At 71.4% G+C, this 21,065-nt stretch carries 18 protein-coding genes; 10 read left to right on the forward strand and 8 right to left on the reverse strand.

Annotated features, from left to right (window positions below):
- Positions 1–466: 466 nt before the first annotated feature.
- Entirely contained in the window at positions 467–2,239 is a 1,773-nt protein-coding gene (locus AC0665_RS02460) for an acetyl/propionyl/methylcrotonyl-CoA carboxylase subunit alpha (RefSeq protein WP_478704282.1), read from the reverse strand.
- A 336-nt stretch (positions 2,240–2,575) separates the two neighbouring features.
- Between AC0665_RS02460 and AC0665_RS02465 the strand changes: the two genes are divergently transcribed.
- Positions 2,576–3,052 (forward strand): hypothetical protein, encoded by a 477-nt coding sequence (locus AC0665_RS02465; protein WP_363118424.1) that lies wholly within the window; start codon positions 2,576–2,578, stop codon positions 3,050–3,052.
- On the opposite strand, the gene AC0665_RS02470 is transcribed toward AC0665_RS02465, so the two are convergent.
- From AC0665_RS02470 to AC0665_RS02485, 4 genes are all read right to left on the reverse strand, one after another.
- Positions 3,021–3,641 (reverse strand): Maf family protein, encoded by a 621-nt coding sequence (locus tag AC0665_RS02470; protein ID WP_468635733.1) that lies wholly within the window; start codon positions 3,639–3,641, stop codon positions 3,021–3,023. The two genes, AC0665_RS02465 and AC0665_RS02470, sit on opposite strands and share 32 nt — an antisense overlap.
- 32 nt (positions 3,642–3,673) lie before the next feature.
- Positions 3,674–3,802, reverse strand: a complete 129-nt coding sequence (mmpB, locus tag AC0665_RS02475) for a morphogenic membrane protein MmpB (RefSeq protein WP_468407016.1) — start codon at positions 3,800–3,802, stop codon at positions 3,674–3,676.
- 110 nt (positions 3,803–3,912) lie between these two features.
- The gene (locus tag AC0665_RS02480) at positions 3,913–4,122 is read right to left on the reverse strand and encodes an acyl-CoA carboxylase epsilon subunit (protein ID WP_366050559.1); all 210 of its coding nucleotides are present in this window, start codon (positions 4,120–4,122) and stop codon (positions 3,913–3,915) included.
- A gap of 25 nt (positions 4,123–4,147) precedes the next feature.
- The gene (locus AC0665_RS02485) at positions 4,148–5,761 is read right to left on the reverse strand and encodes an acyl-CoA carboxylase subunit beta (RefSeq protein WP_468635736.1); all 1,614 of its coding nucleotides are present in this window, start codon (positions 5,759–5,761) and stop codon (positions 4,148–4,150) included.
- A gap of 110 nt (positions 5,762–5,871) precedes the next feature.
- Between AC0665_RS02485 and AC0665_RS02490 the strand changes: the two genes are divergently transcribed.
- On the forward strand, positions 5,872–6,738 hold the full coding sequence (locus tag AC0665_RS02490; protein ID WP_478604949.1) for a biotin--[acetyl-CoA-carboxylase] ligase: 867 nt from the start codon (positions 5,872–5,874) through the stop codon (positions 6,736–6,738).
- 255 nt (positions 6,739–6,993) lie between these two features.
- Complete coding sequence (locus AC0665_RS02495; protein WP_468407022.1) at positions 6,994–8,100, forward strand: adenylate/guanylate cyclase domain-containing protein; 1,107 nt, start codon at positions 6,994–6,996, stop codon at positions 8,098–8,100.
- 19 nt (positions 8,101–8,119) lie between these two features.
- Here AC0665_RS02495 and AC0665_RS02500 read toward each other — a convergent pair whose 3' ends face one another.
- Entirely contained in the window at positions 8,120–8,809 is a 690-nt protein-coding gene (locus AC0665_RS02500) for a hypothetical protein (RefSeq protein ID WP_478604946.1), read from the reverse strand.
- A gap of 247 nt (positions 8,810–9,056) precedes the next feature.
- Here AC0665_RS02500 and AC0665_RS02505 point away from each other — a divergent pair, with 247 nt between their 5' ends.
- The 3 genes from AC0665_RS02505 to hutH all read left to right on the forward strand — a co-directional run bounded on the left by AC0665_RS02505 (position 9,057) and on the right by hutH (position 12,731).
- Positions 9,057–9,857 carry an enoyl-CoA hydratase/isomerase family protein gene (locus AC0665_RS02505; RefSeq protein WP_478507330.1) on the forward strand — a complete coding sequence of 267 codons (801 nt, stop codon included), beginning with the start codon at positions 9,057–9,059 and terminating at the stop codon, positions 9,855–9,857.
- 91 nt (positions 9,858–9,948) lie between these two features.
- A complete protein-coding gene (locus AC0665_RS02510) occupies positions 9,949–11,097 on the forward strand; it encodes a GGDEF domain-containing protein (RefSeq protein WP_478507329.1) in 1,149 nt (382 codons plus the stop codon).
- A gap of 95 nt (positions 11,098–11,192) precedes the next feature.
- Positions 11,193–12,731, forward strand: a complete 1,539-nt coding sequence (gene hutH / locus AC0665_RS02515) for a histidine ammonia-lyase (protein ID WP_478605386.1) — start codon at positions 11,193–11,195, stop codon at positions 12,729–12,731.
- A 45-nt stretch (positions 12,732–12,776) separates the two neighbouring features.
- Here the strand turns inward: hutH and AC0665_RS02520 are convergent, their stop codons facing one another.
- Positions 12,777–13,091, reverse strand: a complete 315-nt coding sequence (locus tag AC0665_RS02520; RefSeq protein WP_468635746.1) for a hypothetical protein — start codon at positions 13,089–13,091, stop codon at positions 12,777–12,779.
- A 109-nt stretch (positions 13,092–13,200) separates the two neighbouring features.
- On the opposite strand from AC0665_RS02520, the gene AC0665_RS02525 reads away from it, so the two are divergent.
- The 3 genes from AC0665_RS02525 to AC0665_RS02535 all read left to right on the forward strand — a co-directional run bounded on the left by AC0665_RS02525 (position 13,201) and on the right by AC0665_RS02535 (position 18,689).
- Positions 13,201–13,530, forward strand: coding sequence for a hypothetical protein (locus AC0665_RS02525; protein WP_468407032.1), 330 nt, complete (start codon positions 13,201–13,203; stop codon positions 13,528–13,530).
- Positions 13,531–13,817: 287 nt separating this feature from the next.
- Positions 13,818–15,068 (forward strand): L,D-transpeptidase, encoded by a 1,251-nt coding sequence (locus AC0665_RS02530; RefSeq protein WP_478507328.1) that lies wholly within the window; start codon positions 13,818–13,820, stop codon positions 15,066–15,068.
- A 312-nt stretch (positions 15,069–15,380) separates the two neighbouring features.
- A complete protein-coding gene (locus AC0665_RS02535; protein WP_478704283.1) occupies positions 15,381–18,689 on the forward strand; it encodes a S8 family peptidase in 3,309 nt (1,102 codons plus the stop codon).
- Positions 18,690–18,882: 193 nt separating this feature from the next.
- Here AC0665_RS02535 and AC0665_RS02540 read toward each other — a convergent pair whose 3' ends face one another.
- On the reverse strand, positions 18,883–19,794 hold the full coding sequence (locus AC0665_RS02540) for a helix-turn-helix transcriptional regulator (RefSeq protein WP_478704284.1): 912 nt from the start codon (positions 19,792–19,794) through the stop codon (positions 18,883–18,885).
- A 180-nt stretch (positions 19,795–19,974) separates the two neighbouring features.
- Between AC0665_RS02540 and AC0665_RS02545 the strand changes: the two genes are divergently transcribed.
- Positions 19,975–21,015, forward strand: coding sequence for an NAD(P)-dependent alcohol dehydrogenase (locus AC0665_RS02545; RefSeq protein ID WP_478604941.1), 1,041 nt, complete (start codon positions 19,975–19,977; stop codon positions 21,013–21,015).
- Positions 21,016–21,065 lie beyond the last annotated feature (50 nt).

A 21,065-nucleotide genomic window follows, 5' to 3' on the forward strand; every position in this document is an offset into this window, starting at 1 on the left:
GCCGACGGTGGGCTGACCGCCGGTGCCGGAGCGGGATCGGCCCGCCACCCGGCAGAGCGGGTGGGGTGCCTCCCCCCTTCAGCTCCCAGCTCCCGGTTTCGCGCGGGGGGACCCTCACCGCCGACCCGTGCCGCCCTGGGGTGGTTCGGCGGACGGTTCCTGTGGCCCCGTGTGTACGGGTGCCCGTACGGGGCGGCACAGGTGGGGCGGTCCGGTAGCCGGCACGCGTGTCCGCAGCGGGGTCGGATGAGGGCGGTCCTGTGACCGACACGCATGCCCGCAGGGGGGCGGGTTCGGTGGGCGGTCCTCGCGGCCGGTGCGAAGAGCCGCAGGGGGGTGGGGCAGGCCGCCGGGCGCGCCCCCGGCCGTCGGTGCGTGCGCCCGGGGCGGGCGGGCCCCGGATATGCGTGTGCGGCGCGGCCCCGGGTCGGGGCCGCGCCGCACACGTTCGTACGGTGAGGGCCGGTCAGTCCTTGATCTCGCAGATCGCCGCGCCCGACGTCACCGACGCCCCGATCTCCGCGCTCAGGCCCTTGATCGTGCCCGACCGGTGCGCGTTCAGGGGCTGCTCCATCTTCATGGCCTCCAGGACGACGATCAGATCGCCCTCCTTGACCTCCTGGCCCTCCTCGACGGCGACCTTGACGATGGTGCCCTGCATCGGGGAGGCGAGGGTGTCACCGGACGCCACGGGGCCCGACTTCTTCGCCGCGCGGCGCTTGGGCTTGGCGCCCGCCGCGAGGCCCGTACGGGCCAGGGACATGCCCAGCGAGGACGGCAGGGAGACCTCAAGGCGCTTGCCGCCGACCTCGACGACGACCGTCTCGCGGCCCGGCTCCTCGTCCGCCTCGGCGTCGGCCGGCGCGGCGAACGGCTTGATCTCGTTGACGAACTCCGTCTCGATCCAGCGGGTGTGCACCGTGAACGGGTCGGCGGAGCCCGTGAGCTCGGGCGCGAACGCCGGGTCCTTCACCACCGCGCGGTGGAAGGGGATGGCGGTGGCCATGCCCTCGACCTGGAACTCCTCCAGCGCACGCGCGGCCCGCTCCAGGGCCTCCTTGCGGGTGCGGCCGGTGACGATCAGCTTGGCCAGCAGGGAGTCCCAGGCCGGGCCGATGACCGAGCCGGACTCCACGCCCGCGTCCAGCCGGACACCCGGGCCGGACGGCGGGGCGAACGTGGTGACCGTGCCGGGGGCGGGCAGGAAGTTGCGGCCCGGGTCCTCGCCGTTGATGCGGAACTCGAAGGAGTGACCGCGCAGCTCCGGGTCGCCGTAGCCGAGCGCCTCGCCGTCGGCGATGCGGAACATCTCGCGCACGAGGTCGATGCCGGCGACCTCCTCGGTGACCGGGTGCTCCACCTGGAGGCGGGTGTTGACCTCCAGGAAGGAGATCGTGCCGTCGTTGCCGACGAGGAACTCGACCGTGCCGGCGCCGACGTAGCCGGCCTCCTTCAGGATCGCCTTGGAGGCGGAGTACAGCTGCTCCACCTGCGCCTCGGACAGGAAGGGGGCCGGGGCCTCCTCCACCAGCTTCTGGTGGCGGCGCTGCAGGGAGCAGTCACGGGTGGACACGACCACCACGTTGCCGTGGGTGTCGGCCAGGCACTGGGTCTCCACGTGCCGCGGCTTGTCCAGGTACCGCTCGACGAAGCACTCGCCCCGGCCGAACGCGGCGACGGCCTCACGCACGGCGGAGTCGTACAGCTCCGGCACCTCTTCGAGGGTGCGGGCGACCTTCAGGCCGCGGCCGCCACCGCCGAAGGCCGCCTTGATGGCGATCGGCAGGCCGTGCTCCTCGGCGAACGCGACGACCTCGTCGGCACCGGACACCGGGTCGGGCGTGCCGGCCACCAGCGGGGCACCGGCGCGCTGCGCGATGTGCCGGGCGGCGACCTTGTCGCCGAGGTCGCGGATCGCCTGCGGCGGCGGGCCGATCCAGATCAGACCCGCGTCCAGGACCGCCTGGGCGAACTCGGCGTTCTCCGAGAGGAAGCCGTAGCCGGGGTGGATCGCGTCCGCCCCCGATTCGCGGGCGGCCTTCAGCACCTTCTCGATGTCGAGGTAGCTGGTCCCGGGGGTGTCACCGCCCAGGGCGAACGCCTCATCCGCGGCGCGGACATGCAGAGCGTCCCGGTCCGGGTCGGCGTAGACGGCCACGCTCGCGATACCGGCATCCTGGCAGGCCCGGGCCACGCGGACAGCGATTTCGCCACGGTTGGCGATGAGCACCTTGCGCACGATTGAGGCTCCCTCCTTGAAACAAGCCGAGTTTAGGGACTGCCGACACGGCACTACGACCCGTCCCCAGTGGTGAGCTTGCCCACACGGAGCGTGATGCTGGCTCGCTCGACCCGCGTAATCCCTTGTCGCACCGCGGTACGCAGTACTCCTGCGGGAAACCCTAGCCGTCTCCTGTGGTCAAGGTCTCTGTCATCACGTGCTGCGGGCCACTCGGTTTCTTTGTCGAGTCCCTACGAATGGCCCAATGATTCTTTGCCCGCCGCCGGACCCTTGTCCCCCGGTTTACCGGTTAGTAGCGTTCGCGATGTCTTCAGAGGGAAGAGGGTGGGCCCGGTGATACGCAGGCCGGTGGCGTGGGTCGTGGCCGTGGTGCTGTTCGCCGAGGCGATCGGTGTCGCGGCGCTCAACTGGTTCCTGGGGGTCGTCGTCGACCGGCAGGACATGTCGCTGGCCGGGCTGGACCCGCAGATGATGTCGGCGTCGTCGAAGATCGGCGGGATCGCCTTCGGCCTCTACTTCGCCCTGTGCGGACTCGTCGCGCTGCTCGTGGCGCTGCGGGATCAGCGCCCGGCGGGCTTCGGACGGGTGCTGCTGATCAGCGCGGCCGTGGTGCACGGACTGCTGGGCGCGTTCACCTGGGGCCTGGTCGGCTGGCCGGCGTTCCTCTTCATGGTGCTGGTGCTCGCCCTGATCGTGCTGCTGCTGATGACGTACGACCGTCCGGCCGCGCCCGCCGACGCCGCGCCCGGGGGCGGGAAGAGCGGCGACGGCTCCCCGGTCACTTCTCCGCCGGCGCCCACAACTCCGTGATGCCCACGCCCAGTTCGGCCAGCAGGCGCCGGACCAGGGGCAGGCTGATGCCGATGACGTTGCCGTGGTCGCCGTCGATGCCGTCGATGAACGGGGCCGAGCGGCCGTCCAGGGTGAACGCCCCGGCGACGTAGAGGGGTTCACCGGAGGCGACGTAGGCGGCGATCTCCTCGTCGGTGGGCTCGCCGAAGTGGACGACCGTGGAGGCGGTGGCGGAGACGTAGCGGCCGGTGCCCGTGTCGTAGACGCAGTGGCCGGTCTGGAGGGTGCCGGCCCGGCCGCGCATCGACTTCCAGCGGGCGGTGGCCTCCTCGGCGTCGGCGGGCTTGCCGAGCGCCTGGCCGTCCAGGTCGAGCACCGAGTCGCAGCCGATCACGAGCGCGCCCTTGACCTCCGGGCGGGCCGCCACGACGGAGGCCTTCGCCTCGGCCAGGGCGAGCGCCAGCTCGGCGGGGGTGGGGGCGGTGACGGCGTCCTCGTCGACGCCGCTCACGATGACCTCGGGGGCGAGGCCGGCCTGGCGGAGCAGTCCGAGCCGGGCGGGGGACTGGGAGGCGAGGACGAGTCGCCTGCGGCGCTGAGCAGTCATGCGGTCAGGTTAGTCAAACGGGTGAGGCCTCCTCACCTCACACCGATCACCAGCATGGCCACGAACATGGCCAACGCCATGAGAACGCCCAGCCGCCGGAGCATGTCCTGCAGGTCGCGGAGTTCTTTCGGCGGTTCGTTCTCGGGGTCGGACCACAGCATGAGTCCAGCGTGCGGCTCGGCGGGGCGGGGCGCCTGAGTAGGGGTACTCAAATCGGCGCCCCGCGCTGTTCCGCCGTGCGCGGTTCCCCGCGCCCCCGGGGGCGCGGGCTCTAGCCCGGCCAGTAGGTGCGGCCCCACGCCGCCGGTCCCGGCTGGGGCAGACGGTGGGCCGCGATGCGGGACGGGTCGGACCAGGAGTCGCGGGTGGCGGGCGCGCCGGGCGGCGTCACCGCAGCCGCCGCGGCGCGGGCCCTGACCACCGCCAGGGCGGCGGCCAGCTCCTCCGGGGTCGGGTTGCCCCGTACGACTTTGATCGTCATGTGGGCCTCCTGGGCTCGCTGCGGGCTAGAGGGGGATGTTGCCGTGCTTCTTCGGAGGCAGGGATTCCCGCTTCGTACGCAGTTGACGCAGACCCCGTACGACGTGCCGGCGGGTGTCCGACGGCAGGATCACGGCGTCGATGTAGCCGCGCTCGGCCGCGACGTAGGGGTTGAGGAGGGCGTCCTCGTACTCCTGGATGAGCCGCGCCCTGACCGCCTCTGCGCTTTCGGTGTTCTCCCCGGCCGCCTCGGCCTCCGCGATGGTGCGGCGGTGCAGGATGTTGACCGCGCCCTGGGCACCCATGACGGCGATCTGGGCGGTGGGCCAGGCGAGGTTGAGGTCGGCGCCCAGGTGCTTGGAGCCCATGACGTCGTAGGCGCCGCCGAAGGCCTTGCGGGTGATGACCGTGATGAGTGGGACGGTCGCCTCGGCGTAGGCGTAGATCAGCTTGGCGCCGCGCCGGATGATGCCGTCGTGCTCCTGGTCGACACCGGGCAGGAAGCCCGGGACGTCGACGAAGGTGATCACCGGGACGTTGAAGGCGTCGCAGGTCCGCACGAAGCGGGCGGCCTTCTCGCTGGCCTTGATGTCCAGGCAGCCGGCGAACTGCATCGGCTGGTTGGCGACGATGCCGACCGGCCGCCCCTCGACGCGGCCGAAGCCGGTGACGATGTTCGGCGCGTACAGCGGCTGGGTCTCGAAGAACTCGGCGTCGTCCAGGACGTGCTCGATCACCGTGTGCATGTCGTACGGCTGGTTCGCGCTGTCCGGGACGATCACGTCCAGCTCGCGGTCCTCGTCCGTGACCTCCAGGTCGGCCTCCTCGGGGAAGGCGGGCGGCTCGGAGAGGTTGTTGGACGGCAGGTAGGACAGCAGCTGCTTGATGTACTCGATCGCGTCCTTCTCGTCGCCCGCCATGTGGTGGGCCACGCCGGAGGTGGCGTTGTGGGTCCGGGCGCCGCCCAGCTCCTCGAAGCCGACGTCCTCGCCGGTGACGGTCTTGATGACGTCGGGGCCGGTGATGAACATGTGCGAGGTCTGGTCGACCATGACCGTGAAGTCGGTGATGGCCGGGGAGTAGACCGCGCCGCCCGCGCACGGCCCGACGACCAGACTGATCTGCGGGATGACACCGGAGGCGTGGGTGTTGCGGCGGAAGATCTCGCCGTAGGCGCCGAGCGAGGCGACGCCCTCCTGGATGCGGGCGCCACCGGAGTCGTTGATCCCGATGACCGGGCAGCCGGTCTTCAGGGCGAAGTCCATGACCTTGACGATCTTCTGCCCGTATACCTCGCCGAGGGCTCCGCCGAAGACGGTGAAGTCCTGCGAGAACACCGCGACCGGGCGGCCGTCGACCGTGCCGTAGCCGGTGACGACCCCGTCGCCGTACGGGCGGTTCTTGTCGAGGCCGAAGTTGGTGGAGCGGTGCCGGGCGAACTCGTCGAGCTCGACGAAGGACCCCTCGTCGAGCAGGAGCTCGACCCGCTCACGGGCCGTCAGTTTGCCCTTGGCGTGCTGCTTCTCGACGGCACGGGCGGAGCCGGCGTGTGTCGCTTCCTCGATGCGTCGCTTCAGATCCGCGAGCTTGCCCGCGGTCGTGTGAATGTCGGGCTGCTGCTGCTCTTCCGGCTCGGACATCGGGATGCGGCTCCCTGCCTGCTCAAAAGGGGGGACGGTTACTCATCCGTAGAGTAGTGGGGGCCCTCCACATCGGCAGTGCGGCGTTTACCACACCTAGGGTGGCTTGCATGACGCCGCGAGATGCATCAGAGCCGAACGGAAGCCGGTGGTCCAATCTGGACCGTCCGCCCCTCAACATCACCGCCCTGCGCCGGGGTCTGGTGCGCCAGGGGGGACTGTGGTCGGAGGTGGACCTGGTGCAGCGCACCGGCTCCACCAACTCCGATCTGGTGGCCCGGGCGGACAAGGGCGTGGTGACCGAGGGCGCGGTGCTGGTCGCCGAGGAACAGACGGCGGGCCGCGGCCGCCTCGACCGCCGGTGGTCGGCCCCGCCGCGCTCCGGCCTCTTCTTCTCCGTCCTGCTCACGCCGAGCGAGGTGCCGGTCGCGCGCTGGGGGTGGCTGCCGCTGCTGACCGGGGTCGCGGTCGCGACGGGCCTTTCCCGGGCGGCGGGTGTGGACACGGCCCTGAAGTGGCCGAACGACCTGCTGGTCACGGTGGGGGGCGCGGAGCGCAAGGCCGGGGGCATCCTGGCCGAGCGGGCCGGCGACGACGGGGTCGTCATCGGGGTCGGCATCAACGTGTCGCTGAAGGAGGACGAGCTGCCCGTGCCGACGGCCGGGTCGCTGGCGCTGGCCGGGGCCGTGAGCACGGACCGGGATCCGCTGCTGCGGGGCGTGCTGCGCTCGCTGGAGGACTGGTACGGCATGTGGCGTGCGGCGGGGGGTGACGCGGGAGCCTGCGGGTTGCACGAGGCGTATGCGGCCGGTTGCGCGACGCTCGGACGGGTGGTGCGGGCGGAGCTGCCGGGGGACCGGTCGGTCGTGGGGGAAGCGGTGGCCGTGGACGGAGACGGGCGGCTGGTGCTGGCGACGGAGGAGGGCGTGCAGGAGCCGGTCGGGGCCGGGGACATCGTGCACCTGAGGCCGGCGTGAGCCGAGGCCGGAGCGTGCCGCGAACCGGCGGTTCCGGACTTCCCGGCCCGTCCGGCGACTGATGACCGGGCCGTCCAGGCCGATCGTGGGTCCAGGGGGCGAAGCCTCCTGGGAACAGCGGCACAGACGGCGAGTTTCTGTACGACGCCGGGCACCTCACCCCTCGGCTCAACCAACGGAGTGAGCTGGCGCACACCTGCCGTAGAGTTGAGGCCGGTCGATACATGACCGTGACAGATCGGAAGGGCAACACGCGTGACCGTCGACGACTCGGGTTCCGGCGAGGACGCGCAGGGCGCCGACTCCGGCGAGGATCCGCTCGCCCTGCGCCTCGAAGGGCTCATCCTGGGCGCCGAGCGCCGCTACACCCCGTTCCAGGCGGCCCGCAGCGCCGGTGTCTCCATGGAGCTGGCCTCCCGCTTCTGGCGGGCCATGGGCTTCGCCGACATCGGCCAGGCCAGGGCCCTCACGGAGGCGGACGTCCTCGCGCTGCGGCGCCTGGCCGGTCTCGTCGAGGCGGGGCTGCTGAGCGAGGCGATGGCCGTCCAGGTGGCCCGGTCCACGGGCCAGACCACCGCGCGGCTCGCCGAGTGGCAGATCGACTCCTTCCTGGAGGGCCTGACCGAGCCGCCCGAGCCGGGCATGACCCGCACCGAGGTGACGTACCCGATCGTCGAGCTGCTCCTGCCCGAGCTGGAGGAGTTCCTGGTCTACGTCTGGCGCCGGCAGCTCGCCGCGTCGGCCGGACGGGTCGTGCAGGCGGCCGACGACGAGGAGATGGTCGACCGGCGGCTGGCCGTCGGCTTCGCCGACCTGGTCGGGTTCACGCGGCTGACCCGCCGCATGGAGGAGGAGGAGCTCGGCGAGCTGGTCGAGGCCTTCGAGACCACGGCCGCCGACCTGGTGGCCGCGAACGGCGGGCGACTGATCAAGACCCTCGGCGACGAGGTGCTGTACGCCGCGGACGACGCCGGAACGGCCGCCGAGATCGCCCTGCGGCTGATCGAGACGATGGCGCACGACGAGACGATGCCGGAGCTGCGCGTCGGCATGGCGTTCGGCACGGTCACCACCCGTATGGGCGATGTGTTCGGGACGACGGTGAACCTGGCCTCCCGGCTCACGTCGATAGCTCCCAAGGACGCCGTCCTGGTCGACACCGCCTTCGCCGAGGAGCTGATCCGCACGCAGGACGCCCCGGCCTCCGAGGCGGAGGCGGCCGAGGAGGCCGCGGCGGCGGAGAAGGAGGGCGAGGAGCCCCCGGTGTACCGGTTCGGGCTGCAGCCGATGTGGCAGCGGCCGGTGCGCGGGCTCGGCGTGGTGGAGCCGTGGCTGCTCACGCGCCGGGACAGCGCGCCGTAGCCGCGAGGCCCCTGGGACGTCATGAGCGGCCCAGGGGGGAGTCCACGCAGACGCCGACGACCGGCACGCACAGACCGGGATCGTGCGGCTGCTCGGGCTCGTCGGGCCGGGGTGCGGGGGCGTCGGTGGTCCGGCTCGGGGATGTCGTCCCGGTCGGTGGTGCGGGCGGGGCGGGGCGCGGGGTGCCGCCGCCCGAGGCCCTCGGAGCCGGGGCCTGATCCGCGGTGTTCGGCGTGTCGGGGATGGGCGCGGGGCCGGTGACCGCGGAGGTCACGGGTGTGCCGGTCGCGGCGGCAGGGGACGGCCGGGCCCCCTCGGTGCCGCCCCGGGACGGGGCCGGGCCGCCCAGGGTCGTGGGTGACGACGGACCGGCCTGAGGAACGGCCGGGAAGGTCGCGGCGGTGTGAGTGGCGTCGTCCGTGGCACTGCTGACCGGGTCCGGGCGGGCCCCGGCCTCGACGGGGCCGGTGTCCGTGCCGGGGCCGGAGGTCAGGCGCAGCAGGCTCAGGGCGCCCGTGGCCAGGGCGAGACCGCCGGCGGCGAGCAGGACCTTGCGGGGGCGTGGCTTGCGGTGACGGCCCCGGGCACGGGGAGCGAAGGGGCCGGTCTCGGCCGGGGCCGGCGCGTGGGGAGCGGGCGGCTCACGCCGGGTGGGCGGCGTGGCGGCCCCGGTGGCTTCTCGCGGCCTCGCCGGTGTGTTCGTCGTCATCACAGTCCCTCCCCCCGGGACGGTCCCTCCCTGGAACGGCCCCTCCCCGAAGCACCCGCGCCCCGGTGCGCCGAGAAGGACGCACGCTATGCGCTCCCATGGGCGGTTGGGTCGGAGTTGGGGTGATGTCACTCGAACGGGTGGGCGGGGTGGCCGGGACCTGGACCCGTCCGGCCTTTCGCGGGTGGGGCGCGGCTGCGATGATCTGAGCGTCGACCTTGTTAACCCGCGTTAACCGGAGGGTGTCATGAGTGAGGAACGGTTCGGGGAGTTCGTGCTGGTGCGGCGGCACGAGCAGGGGCATGTCGCGGAGCTCGTCCTCGACCGGCCCAAGGCCATGAACGCGGTGTCGACGCAGATGGCGCGGTCCATCACCGGTGCGTGCACGGCCCTGGGGGAGGACCGGGACGTCCGGGCGGTCGTGCTGACCTCGACGCACGAGCGGGCCTTCTGCGTCGGGGCCGACCTGAAGGAGCGCAACTCGTTCAGCGACGCGGATCTGCTGCGGCAGCGGCCGGTGACGCGGGCGGCGTACACCGGGGTGCTGGAGCTGCCGGTGCCGACGGTGGCGGCGGTGCACGGGTTCGCGCTCGGGGGCGGGTTCGAGCTGGCCCTCGCCTGTGACGTGATCGTGGCGGACCGGACGGCCGTGGTGGGGCTTCCGGAGGTCTCGGTCGGGGTGATCCCCGGGGGCGGGGGGACGCAGTTGCTGCCCCGGCGGGTCGGGGCGGCCCGGGCGGCCGAGCTGATCTTCTCCGCGCGACGGGTGGAGGCCGTGGAGGCGGGGGAGTTGGGGCTGGTCGACCAGCTGGTCGAGGAGGGGCGGGACCGGGAGGAGGCGCTGGCGCTGGCGGCCCGGATCGCGGGGAACTCCCCGGTGGGGCTCCGGGCGGCGAAGCGGGCGTTGCGGCTCGGCCAGGGCCTGGATCTGCGGGCCGGGCTCGAGGTCGAGGACGCGGCGTGGCGGGCCACGGCGTTCTCCGGGGACCGGGCGGAGGGCGTCGCGGCCTTCAACGAACGGCGCAAGCCGCAGTGGCCGGGGGAGTAGGGAGCCCGGTCCGGCGGCCCGGGCCGAAGAGGTCGTCCCCGTTCGCGTCGTAAACAGGTCAGTCTGGCTGGAAACTCCCTAGCCTGGAGTGATGGGTGAGGACAGACGGCTGGCGGCCGTCGTCGCGTTGGCTCAGGGGATGGCGGCCGCGCACGGGTCGCGGGAGGCGTGGCGCGCAGCGGCCCTCGGGGCGTGCCGGGCGCTGGGCGGGAGCTTCGCCGCGCTGTCGGTGTGGGAGCGGGAGCTCGGCCGGCTGAGGGTCCTCGTGAACGTCGGCGAGCTGGCCGAGGGGGAGGAGGAGTTCCCCGAGGACGAGGCCTACCCGGTGCACCAGTTCGCGGAGATCACCGAGTTCCTGCACGAGCAGTGGGCCGGTGGCGGGGAGCCCGACGCGTGGGTGGAGACCGCCGAGGGGCCCGCCGCCGGGCGGCCCGGGTACTGCCACCAGCGGGTGGCGGCCCTGCGGCGCCGGGGCCGGGGCTGCTGTGTGGTCGCGCCCATCGTGCTGCACGGGCGGGCCTGGGGCGAGCTCTATGTCGCCCGGCCGGCCGGCGAGGCCGTCTTCGGGCGGGGCGACGCCGACTTCGCGACCGTCCTGGCCGCCGTCGTGGCGGCCGGTCTCGCGCAGACCGAGCGGCTGGAGGAGGTCCGGCGGCTGGCCTTCACCGATTCCCTCACCGGCCTCGCCAACCGGCGGGCCGTGGATGTGCGCCTGGAGCAGGCGATCGAGCGGCACCGCGGTGACGGGTCCGTCGTCAGTCTCGTCGTGTGCGATCTGAACGGGCTCAAGCGGGTCAACGACACCCATGGGCACGCCGCCGGTGACCGGCTCCTGGAGCGGTTCGGCTCGGTGCTTTCGCTGTGCGGGGCCATGCTGCCGGGGGCGCTGGCTGCGCGGCTGGGCGGGGACGAGTTCTGTCTGCTCGCGGTCGGGCCGTCCGCCGACCAGGTCGTCAAGGCGGCCGGTGAACTGTGCCGCAGGGCCTCGGAGTTGGAGCTCGGGGACGGGGTGGCCTGCGGGGTCGCCTCCACCGAGGACCCGATCGGGCCCGTGCGCTCGGCCCGGCGGCTGTTCCGTCTGGCCGACGCCGCCCAGTACCGGGCCAAGGCCGAGCGGGCGAACCGGCCGGTCGTGGCCGGGCGGGCCGGTCCGAACGATCCCGTCGTGCGGCTGGCGGACGAACCGTCCCACGAGGCGGGCGGTGAGCGCCGGAGGTTCCGGGGCCGGCACACGCCCTGACCGCGGCCCGGCGGTGTGACGCATTCGGTAAGGGGTGAACGCCGCCCCCAGTGGTGACATCATCGAATTCACTGCGTACGCTCCTGAATATGGATATGCACACTGTGGTGGTGGGGACGTCCGGGACGAGGGCGTCCGACGTGCTCGCCGTGGCGCGCGGCGGCGCCCGCGTCGAGCTCTCCGAGGAGGCCGTGGCCGCCCTCGCCGCGGCCCGCGAGATCGTGGACGCCCTGGCGGCCAAGCCGGACCCCGTGTACGGCGTGAGTACCGGCTTCGGCGCCCTGGCGTCCCGGCACATCAGCCCCGAGCTGCGCGCACAGCTCCAGCGCAACATCGTCCGCTCGCACGCCGCCGGGATGGGCCCGGCCGTGGAGCGCGAGGTCGTCCGCGCCCTGATGTTCCTGCGGCTGAAGACCGTCTGCTCCGGGCGCACCGGCGTGCGGCCCGAGGTGGCGCAGACCATGGCCGACCTCCTCAACGCCGGTATCACCCCGGTCGTGCACGAGTACGGCTCCCTCGGCTGCTCCGGCGACCTCGCGCCGCTGTCCCACTGCGCGCTCGCGCTCATGGGCGAAGGGGACGCCGAGGGCCCCGACGGCGTCGTGCGCCCGGCCGCCGAACTCCTCGCCGCGCACGGCATCCAGCCCGTCGAACTGCGCGAGAAGGAGGGCCTCGCCCTCCTCAACGGCACCGACGGCATGCTCGGCATGCTGATCATGGCCCTGGCCGACCTGGAGACGCTCTACCGGTCCGCCGACGTCACCGCCGCGCTGTCCCTGGAGGCCCTGCTCGGCACCGACAAGGTCCTCGCCCCCGAGCTGCACGCCATCCGCCCGCACCCGGGGCAGGCCGCCAGCGCCGCCAACATGCTGGCCGTGCTGAAGGGGTCCGGCCTGACCGGGCATCACCAGGACGACGCCCCGCGCGTCCAGGACGCCTACTCGGTGCGCTGCGCCCCGCAGGTCGCCGGCGCCGGGCGGGACACCCTGGCCCACGCCCGGCTGGTCGCCGACCGCGAGCTGGCGGCCGCCGTGGACAACCCCGTCGTCCTGCCCGACGGCCGGGTGGAGTCCAACGGCAACTTCCACGGGGCGCCCGTCGCCTACGTGCTGGACTTCCTCGCCATCGCCGCCGCCGACCTCGGCTCCATCGCCGAACGGCGCACCGACCGGCTGCTCGACAAGAACCGCAGCCACGGCCTGCCGCCGTTCCTCGCCGACGACCCCGGTGTGGACTCGGGTCTGATGATCGCTCAGTACACGCAGGCCGCCCTGGTGAGCGAGTTGAAGCGGCTCGCCGTACCGGCCTCGGCCGACTCCATCCCGTCCTCCGCCATGCAGGAGGACCACGTCTCGATGGGCTGGTCGGCGGCGCGCAAGCTGCGTACGGCCGTCGACAACCTCACCCGGGTGATCGCCATCGAGCTCTACGCCGCCACGCGCGCCGTGGAGTTGCGCGAGGGACTGACCCCGGCGCCCGCGTCGCAGGCGGTCGTCGAGGCCGTGCGCGAGGCGGGCGTCCAGGGGCCCGGGCCGGACCGGTTCCTCGCGCCCGACCTGGCCGCGGCGGACGCGTTCGTGCGCGACGGGCGGTTGCTGGCCGCGGTGGAGAAGGTCACCGGGCCGCTCCAGTAGGACGGCAGGGGCCTCGCCGCCCGGCGGGGCCCCGCCCAACGCCCGTCAGAAGCCCAGGCGTTCCCGGCGCACCGAGTACGCGACGAACCCGGCGCCCAGGGTCAGGCAGAAGGTCCCGCCGATCACGTACGGCGTGCTGTCGAAGCTGCCCGTGTCGGCGAGACGGGTGCCGGCGACGGAGGCGTCCGCGGTCGTCTCCACGATCCTCGCCTGCTCCGTGACGTGCGGCGACGGGCTCGACGAGACCGCGTCTCTGACCGGGGAGTCCGACGTCGCGTTCGCGGACGGGACGAACCACAGGGCGCCCAGCAGGGACGCCGCGGCGGTGGCGGTCAGCAACGGACGGCGAGCGGATGACACGGAATATCGATCCCCTTGTGACGTCGGCGAATTGGCCGTGTGGGGCGATGTTAGTGAAAGTCGCGGGTCACGGGAAAGTCACGGGAGAACCTGGACGTACGCTCGCGCCATGAGCACTCCAGAGACATCACGTTTTGTACGGGTTCGGGTGGAAGTCGTTCTCGAGGTCGACGACGCGGACGCGGTCACCAAGGCCGCGCTGCGCAAGATCGCCGGCGAGAGCGAGATGCCGGAGACGGAACGGGCCCACGCCGAGGGCGCTGTGACGGAAGACACCGCGGAGGCCCTGGCCTATCTCGTGGACCCGTTCGACCTGGTCAGCCAGGTGCCGGGAGTGGAGCTCCAGCAGGCCTCCTGGAGCAGCGAGCGGATCGACTACGACCCCGATTCGCCGGACTGGGACCTCGACGAGGATGATGGCGACGACAGCGACGGCTGAGCTGTCCGGAAGTCGTGACCCCGGGCGGCAACCGCCGCCCGGGGTCTTCGCGTCTCAGACGGCGCACCGACCGCACCCGTGTCGACCGGTCCCGTCCGTCACGGACGTGTTGATCCCCACACCTGCGCGACCTGGGGAACCGGACGAACCGGTCGTAGCGTTGAACGTTCCGGACGAGGACTCACGCGTCCCGGCGAGGACTCACCGGTCCCGCCGTGGGCACTCAGGTCCTCGACGGGGGGACATTCGGGGTTTTGGGGAAATCGGCAACGATGGAGAAGCGTGTGATGACGGTCAGTAAGCGGCGCAAGGGCCTGACGGTCGCGTCCGCACTGCTCGGCGGAGTGCTGATGCTCTCGGCGTGTTCCGGAGGCGACGACAGCGCCTCCGGGGGCGACGGGGGCGACAGCTCCCAGTCGAAGGTCGACGAGGCCGCGGCCAAGAAGACCTCCGAGGCCCAGATCAAGATCACACCGAAGGACGGCTCGGACAACGCCTCGATCAACAACTCCGCCGCCGTCACCGTGAGCAAGGGCACGCTCACGGACGTGAAGATGACGACCGCCGACGGCACCGAGGTCAGCGGCCAGATATCCGCCGACAAGACCAGCTGGAAGCCCACCACCCAGCTGGAGCGGTCCACCACCTACAAGCTGGCGGCCGAGGCGAAGGACTCCGAGGGTCGCGTCGCCCATGAGAACGCCTCGTTCACCACGGTCTCCCCGGCCAACAGCTTCATCGGCAACTTCACGCCGGACGACGGCACCACCGTGGGCGTCGGCATGCCGGTGTCGATCACCTTCGACAAGGCGATCACCAACAAGGCCGCGGTCCAGAAGGGCATCAAGGTCAGCACGACCGGCGGCCAGGAGGTCGCCTGCCACTGGTTCAACGCCAACCGCATGGACTGCCGGCCCGAGGACTACTGGAAGGAAGGCTCCACCGTCACGCTGAAGCTCGCGCTCGACGGAGTCGAGGGAGCCAAGGGCGTCTTCGGCGTCCAGCAGAAGACGGTCACCTTCAAGATCGGCCGCAACCAGGTCTCGTACGTCGACGCGAAGACCAAGAAGATGAAGATCACGCAGGACGGCAAGGTCGTCCGCACGATCCCGATCTCCGCCGGCTCGCCCGAGAACAAGACCTACGAGGGCGTCATGGTGATGTCCGAGAAGTTCAAGGAGACGCGCATGAACGGCGCGACCGTGGGCTTCACGGACGACGACGGCAAGGGCGAGTACGACATCAAGGACGTGCCGCACGCCATCCGCCTCTCCAGCTCCGGCACGTTCATCCACGGCAACTACTGGGGCGCGAAGTCCATCTTCGGCAGCGTCAACACCAGCCACGGCTGCGTCGGCCTCCAGGACGCCAAGGGCGCCAACGACCCGAACACGCCGGGCGCGTGGTTCTTCAACAACTCGATCATCGGTGACGTCGTGGTCGTCGAGAACACCGGCGACAAGACGATCGCGCCGGACAACGGCCTGAACGGCTGGAACATGAGCTGGGCCGACTGGAAGGCCGGTTCCGCGGCCTGACGGTCCGTCGGCTCCACTGACGAAGGGCCGCTGCCCACTCCGGACGAGGGGTGGGCAGCGGCCCCTCGCTTTTCCCTCGGGTCCGGATCGGCGTCAAGGAGAACGCGCGTGCGTAACCATGCGGCCCTGTAACGGAGTTCCGACAGCCGTGTAACAGTCGGCCGACGGAATTCTTACCGTCCTCTCATCTATTGAGCGCCTGATCACCCCTCGGCATACTGCGTATTCCGGGGGGTGTACGGGCATGCGTACGAGACCACCCCCGGCCGGGTGAACGGGGAAATTCACCCGGTTCTTCTGCAAGGGGGAAACTTGCGCAGACAAGTGAAAAGGGCGTACGCCGCCACAGTCGCCACCGCGGCGGCCGTGGCTCTGGCGGCGGGCATGACCAGCCCGGCGTCGGCCGACGGCGAACAGGCGGCGGCGACCGCCAAGCCGGCCTCCCTGACCGCCAAGCACCGCGTCACACTGATCACCGGCGACCGGGTCGTCCTGGACGCCAAGGGCCGTGTCATCGGCCTGGAGCACGCCAAGGGCCGGGAGCACGTGCCCGTCCAGATCCGCAAGCTCGACGGCCACACCCTCGTCATCCCGGCCGACGCGGCTCGCCTGGTCGCCACCGGCAAGCTGGACCAGCGGCTCTTCGACGTCACCGAGCTGAACAAGTCCACGACCCGCAAGGCCCAGAGGAAGGGCCTGAAGGTCATCGTCGGCTATCAGGGCAGCGCCGCGGCCACCAAGGCCGACGTCCGCGAAGCGGGCACCCTGAGCCGCGCGCTGAAGTCCGTGAACGCCGACGCGGTGCAGACGCCGCAGAAGGACACACCCGAGCTCTGGGACGCGCTGACCAACGGCGAGAAGACCGCCTCCGGTATCGCGCACGTCTGGCTCGACGGCGTCCGCAAGGCCAGCCTCGACAAGTCCGTCGCGCAGATCGGCGCGCCCAAGGCGTGGTCGGCCGGGTACGACGGCAAGGGCGTCAAGATCGCCGTCCTGGACACCGGTGTCGACGCCACCCACGACGACCTCAAGGGCCAGGTGATCGGCGCCAAGAACTTCACCACCTCGCCCGACGCCTCAGACAAGGTCGGCCACGGCACGCACGTCGCCTCCATCGCGGCCGGCACCGGCAAGAAGTCCGGCGGCACGTACAAGGGCGTCGCGCCCGGCGCCAAGATCCTCAACGGCAAGGTCCTCGACGACGGCGGCTTCGGCAGCGACTCCGAGATCCTCGCCGGCATGGAGTGGGCCGCCGCCGAGGGCGCCGACATCGTCAACCTGAGCCTGGGCGGCGGCGACACGCCCGCGATCGACCCGCTGGAAGCGGCGGTGAACAAGCTGTCCGAGGAGAAGGGCGTCCTGTTCGCCATCGCCGCCGGCAACGAGGGCGACCTCGGCGAGCAGACCGTCGGCTCCCCGGGCAGCGCCGCCGCGGCCCTGACCGTCGGCGCGGTCGACGACAAGGACAAGCTGGCCGACTTCTCCAGCCGCGGCCCCGGTATGGACGGCGCCCTCAAGCCCGACGTGACCGCGCCCGGCGTGGACATCACCGCGGCCTCCGCCCCGGGCAACCAGATAGCCCAGGAGGTCGGCGAGAAGCCGGCCGGCTACATGACGATCTCCGGCACGTCGATGGCGACCCCGCACGTGGCGGGCGCGGCGGCGATCCTCAAGCAGCAGCACCCGGACTGGAAGTACGCCGAGCTGAAGGGCGCCCTCACCGGTTCGACCAAGGGCGGCAAGTACACCCCGTTCCAGCAGGGTTCGGGCCGGATCCAGGTCGACAAGGCCATCGCGCAGTCCGTGATCGCCGAGCCGGTCTCGGTGAGCTTCGGTGTCCAGCAGTGGCCGCACACCGACGACAAGCCGGTCACCAAAGAGCTGACGTACCGCAACCTCGGTACGAAGGACGTCACGCTGAAGCTGACGTCGACGGCCACCAACCCCAAGGGCCAGGCCGCCCCGGCCGGCTTCTTCAAGCTCGGCGCCACCTCGGTGACGGTCCCGGCCGGCGGCAAGGCCTCCGTTCCGTTCACCGTCGACACCAAGCTGGGCGGCACGGTCGACGGCGCGTACTCGGCGTACATCACGGCGACGGGCGGCGGCCAGAGCGTTCGCACGGCGGCGGCGGTGCAGCGCGAGATCGAGTCCTACGACGTCACCGTCAAGCACATCGGCAGGGACGGGAAGCCGACGGACATCTACGGCACCGACCTCTGGGGCTACGAGGGTCTGGGCAAGGAGCGTCAGTACCTGGCACCGGTCGATCCTTCGGGCACCGTCACCCTGCGCGTACCCGCGGGCACTTACCTGCTGAACGGCCTGATCGCCGAGGACGCCGAGACGTTCGAGGGCGGTATCGACTGGCTGGTCCAGCCGAAGCTGGCCGTCACCAAGAACACCACGGTGACCATCGACGCCCGCAAGGCCGAGCCGGCCGACATCAGGGTCCCGGACGCGCAGGCCAAGCCGCTGTCCGCCATGGTCGACTACTCCTACGACGCGGCTGGCACAGGTCTCGGCCTGGGTGCCGGTACGTTCCGCGACCTGCGCATGGCCCACCTGGGTCCGGAAGTCTCCGGGCTGAGTCAGACCTGGAGCGGGCAGTGGACCAAGGGTGACAACGCCGAATACGGCGTCGCCACCTCCGCCAAGGTCAAGAAGATCCAGGGCGACAAGGTCCGGCACTTCAAGGCGAGTGAACTCGCCACGGTGAAGCACAATATGGGTGCGGCCGCGTCCGGCAAGACCGGCGACCTGTTCACTCTGGGCCAGCTCCCCGAGACGTTGATCTTCGGTGTTCCCGTGGAACAGAAGCTGCCGAGCACGCGCACGATGTATCTGTCCACCTCGGACAAGGTCCAGTGGTCGTTCGACTTCACGCAATACAAGGGCGAGGACGCGAACGGCGACCCGATCCCCGAGGCCGGATATTCGCTCGACCCCCAGACGTACAAGGCCGGCCAGAAGTACACCAAGACCTTCAACACGGCAGTGTTCGGCCCCCGCCTGAACGGCGACTTCGGAGTCTTCCGCAAGGGCAACGCCCTCTACGGCTCGCTGCCGCTGTTCGCCGACGGCTCCGGACACGCGGGCGCGTCCGACTTCACGTCGGTCGCCACGAGCCTCTACCGCAACGGCACCAAGGTCGGCTCCAACGCCGACCCGCTGTTCGGCGAAGAGTTCAAGGCCCCGTCCGCCGACGCCGAGTACAAGCTCACCACGTCGGTCAAGCGCAGCGTCAAGCTCGCGGCGGCCTCCACCCGCGTCGACGCCAGTTGGACGTTCCGCTCGAAGAAGACCAGCGACATCACGAAGCTGCCCGTCTCCACGGCCCGCTTCGGCGCGACCACGGGCCTGGACAGCAAGGTCCCCGCCGACAAGACCGTCAAGATCCCGGTCACCGTCGAGGGCGCGGCCAAGGGCGGCAACCTGAAGTCGCTGTCGGTGTACGCGTCGTACGACTACGGCAAGACCTGGAAGAAGCTCACCGTCAAGGACGGCAAGGTGAGCGTCAAGAACCCGGCGAAGGGGAAGGCCATCTCCTTCCACGCCAAGATCGCCGACAAGAAGGGCAACAAGTCGACGATCTCGATCTACAACGCGTACTACGGCAAGTAAGCGGTAGGCGTCCGCGCGTTCAGGGCCCGTCGGGAGCTTCGGCTTCCGGCGGGCCCGTCGCGTCGCCCGGCCTCACGACGGCGAGAGCGCGCAAGGCGTCCCGCCCGAGCTGAAGGAGACTGAGGCCGGGGCTGTCGGTGATGCGCAGGCTCATGCGGCAGGACCTCGGCGTACCGGACTGATACGCCGGCGCTCACTCCGACGGCGTCGAAGCCCTGGCCCCCGAGCGCGTCGCGTCCGCCCCCCAGCTCGCCAGCAGGCGCAGGGCCTCCGCCGAGGGGGTGCCCGGTTCCGCGTGGTAGGTGATCAGGGACTGCTCCACGTCGTCGACCAGGCGGAACGTCTCGAAGGACAGGGTCAGGTCCCCGACCAGGGGGTGGCGCATGCGCTTGACGCCGTAGCTCTTCTCCTTGACGTCGTGCGCGGCCCAGAGGCGGCGGAACTCCTCGCTCTTCACCGACAGCTCGCCCACCAGGGCGGACAGCTGCGGGTCGTCCGGGTGGCAGCCCGCGTCCATGCGCAGATAGCCGACGATGTCGGCCGCCTTCTGGTCCCACTCGACGAACAGCTCGCGGTACTCGGGCCGCAGGAACACCATCCGCGCCCAGTTCCGCTCCTGCGCCGGCAGCTCCGCCCAGTCGCCGAACAGGGCCGCGGCCATCCGGTTCCAGGCCAGGACGTGCGAGCGGCGGCCGACGACGTACGCCGGGACGCTGTCGATCGAGTCCAGCAGGTGCCGCAGCGCCGGCCGCACCTGCTGGCTGCGCGCCACCGGCTTCTTCTTGTGCTGCTTCGGCTTCGCCAGGTGCGTCAGGTGCGCGTGCTCGGCGTCGCTCAGCCGCAGGGCGCGCGCGATCGCGTCCAGCACCTCCGCCGAGACGTTGTGGCCGTTGCCCTGCTCCAGCCGCGTGTAGTACGCCACCGACACCCCGGCCAGCTGGGCCAGCTCCTCCCGGCGCAGCCCGGGCACCCGCCGCCGCCCGAAGTCGGGCAGCCCCACGTCCTCCGGCTTCAGCCGGGCCCGCCGGGTGCGCAGGAACTCGCTGAGCTCGGCGCGCCGGTCCAGGCCGCCGGCCGTCTGTGCGGGTTCGGGCTGTTCGTCCATGCCGTCCAGTATTCACGGTCGTACGCACACGAGCCTGACCCTGCCAGTGGTACGCACCGTGTGCGTACGCAAAAGCGTGGTCTGGGTGAACGCTCGCGGATCGGGCACGCTGGTCATCGTGCCCGGCCGGAAGATCCAGAAGGCAACCGGGCACGGAACCCCCGCTAGGAGAACCCCGGCATGACCACTGTTGCTGCGTACGCCGCTCCCGCCCCGAAGGCTCCGCTGGAGCGCACCACCATCGAGCGCCGCGAGGTGCGCGAGTTCGACGTCCTGATCGACATCAAGTTCGCCGGCATCTGCCACTCGGACATCCACCAGGCCCAGGAGGGCTGGGGTGAGGCGATCTTCCCGATGGTCCCCGGCCACGAGATAGCCGGTGTCGTCTCCGCCGTCGGCCCGGGCGTCACGAAGTTCGCCGTCGGTGACCGCGTGGGTGTCGGCTGCATGGTCGACTCCTGCCGCGAGTGCGAGAACTGCAAGGCGGGCCGGGAGCAGTACTGCGTCCAGGGCAACGTCCCGACGTACAACGGCATCGGCAAGGACGGCGAGCCCACCTACGGCGGCTACTCGGAGAAGGTCGTCGTCGACGAGAACTTCGTCGTCCGCATCCCCGACGGCCTGGCGCTCGACGAAGCGGCCCCGCTGCTGTGCGCCGGCATCACCCTCTACTCCCCGCTCAGGCGCTTCGGCGCCGGCCCCGGCAAGAAGGTCGCGATCGTCGGCCTGGGCGGCCTCGGCCACATGGGCGTGAAGATCGCCCACGCCCTCGGCGCCGAGGTGACCGTGCTGTCGCAGTCCCTGCGCAAGCAGGAGGACGGCCTGCGGCTGGGCGCCGACCACTACTACGCCACCAGCGACCCGAAGACCTTCGAGGAACTGGCCGGCACGTTCGACCTGATCGTGTCCACGGTGTCCGCGCCGCTGGACTTCAACGCCTACCTGTCGCTGCTGAAGACCGGGGGCACGCTGGCGAACGTCGGCGCCCCCGAGGAGCCGATCGCCCTCAACCTGTTCTCAGTGATCGGCGGCGGCAAGACCCTCGCCGGCTCCATGATCGGCGGCATCGCGGAGACCCAGGAGATGCTGGACTTCTGCGCCGAGCACGGCCTGGGCGCCGAGATCGAGCTGATCCGCGGCGAGCAGATCAACGAGGCGTACGAGCGGGTCCAGGCCAGCGACGTGCGCTACCGGTTCGTGATCGACACGGCCACCATCTGAGACCGGACGATTGCCTCCCCCTGAGGGCCCCGGCCGCGCGCCGGGGCCCT

It is taken from the genome of Streptomyces sp. NPDC043685, from assembly GCF_056436585.1.

Coding starts and splice junctions, on each gene's coding strand:
- AC0665_RS02480 (WP_366050559.1), bottom strand. CDS start 4,122: ATGACGATCAAAGTCGTACGGGGCAACCCGACCCCGGAGGAGCTGGCC.
- hutH (WP_478605386.1), top strand. CDS start 11,193: ATGCACACTGTGGTGGTGGGGACGTCCGGGACGAGGGCGTCCGACGTG.
- AC0665_RS02505 (WP_478507330.1), top strand. CDS start 9,057: ATGAGTGAGGAACGGTTCGGGGAGTTCGTGCTGGTGCGGCGGCACGAG.
- AC0665_RS02540 (WP_478704284.1), bottom strand. CDS start 19,794: ATGGACGAACAGCCCGAACCCGCACAGACGGCCGGCGGCCTGGACCGG.
- AC0665_RS02485 (WP_468635736.1), bottom strand. CDS start 5,761: ATGTCCGAGCCGGAAGAGCAGCAGCAGCCCGACATTCACACGACCGCG.
- mmpB (WP_468407016.1), bottom strand. CDS start 3,802: ATGCTGTGGTCCGACCCCGAGAACGAACCGCCGAAAGAACTCCGCGAC.
- AC0665_RS02510 (WP_478507329.1), top strand. CDS start 9,949: ATGGGTGAGGACAGACGGCTGGCGGCCGTCGTCGCGTTGGCTCAGGGG.
- AC0665_RS02500 (WP_478604946.1), bottom strand. CDS start 8,809: ATGACGACGAACACACCGGCGAGGCCGCGAGAAGCCACCGGGGCCGCC.
- AC0665_RS02490 (WP_478604949.1), top strand. CDS start 5,872: ATGACGCCGCGAGATGCATCAGAGCCGAACGGAAGCCGGTGGTCCAAT.
- AC0665_RS02470 (WP_468635733.1), bottom strand. CDS start 3,641: ATGACTGCTCAGCGCCGCAGGCGACTCGTCCTCGCCTCCCAGTCCCCC.
- AC0665_RS02530 (WP_478507328.1), top strand. CDS start 13,818: ATGACGGTCAGTAAGCGGCGCAAGGGCCTGACGGTCGCGTCCGCACTG.
- AC0665_RS02525 (WP_468407032.1), top strand. CDS start 13,201: ATGAGCACTCCAGAGACATCACGTTTTGTACGGGTTCGGGTGGAAGTC.
- AC0665_RS02545 (WP_478604941.1), top strand. CDS start 19,975: ATGACCACTGTTGCTGCGTACGCCGCTCCCGCCCCGAAGGCTCCGCTG.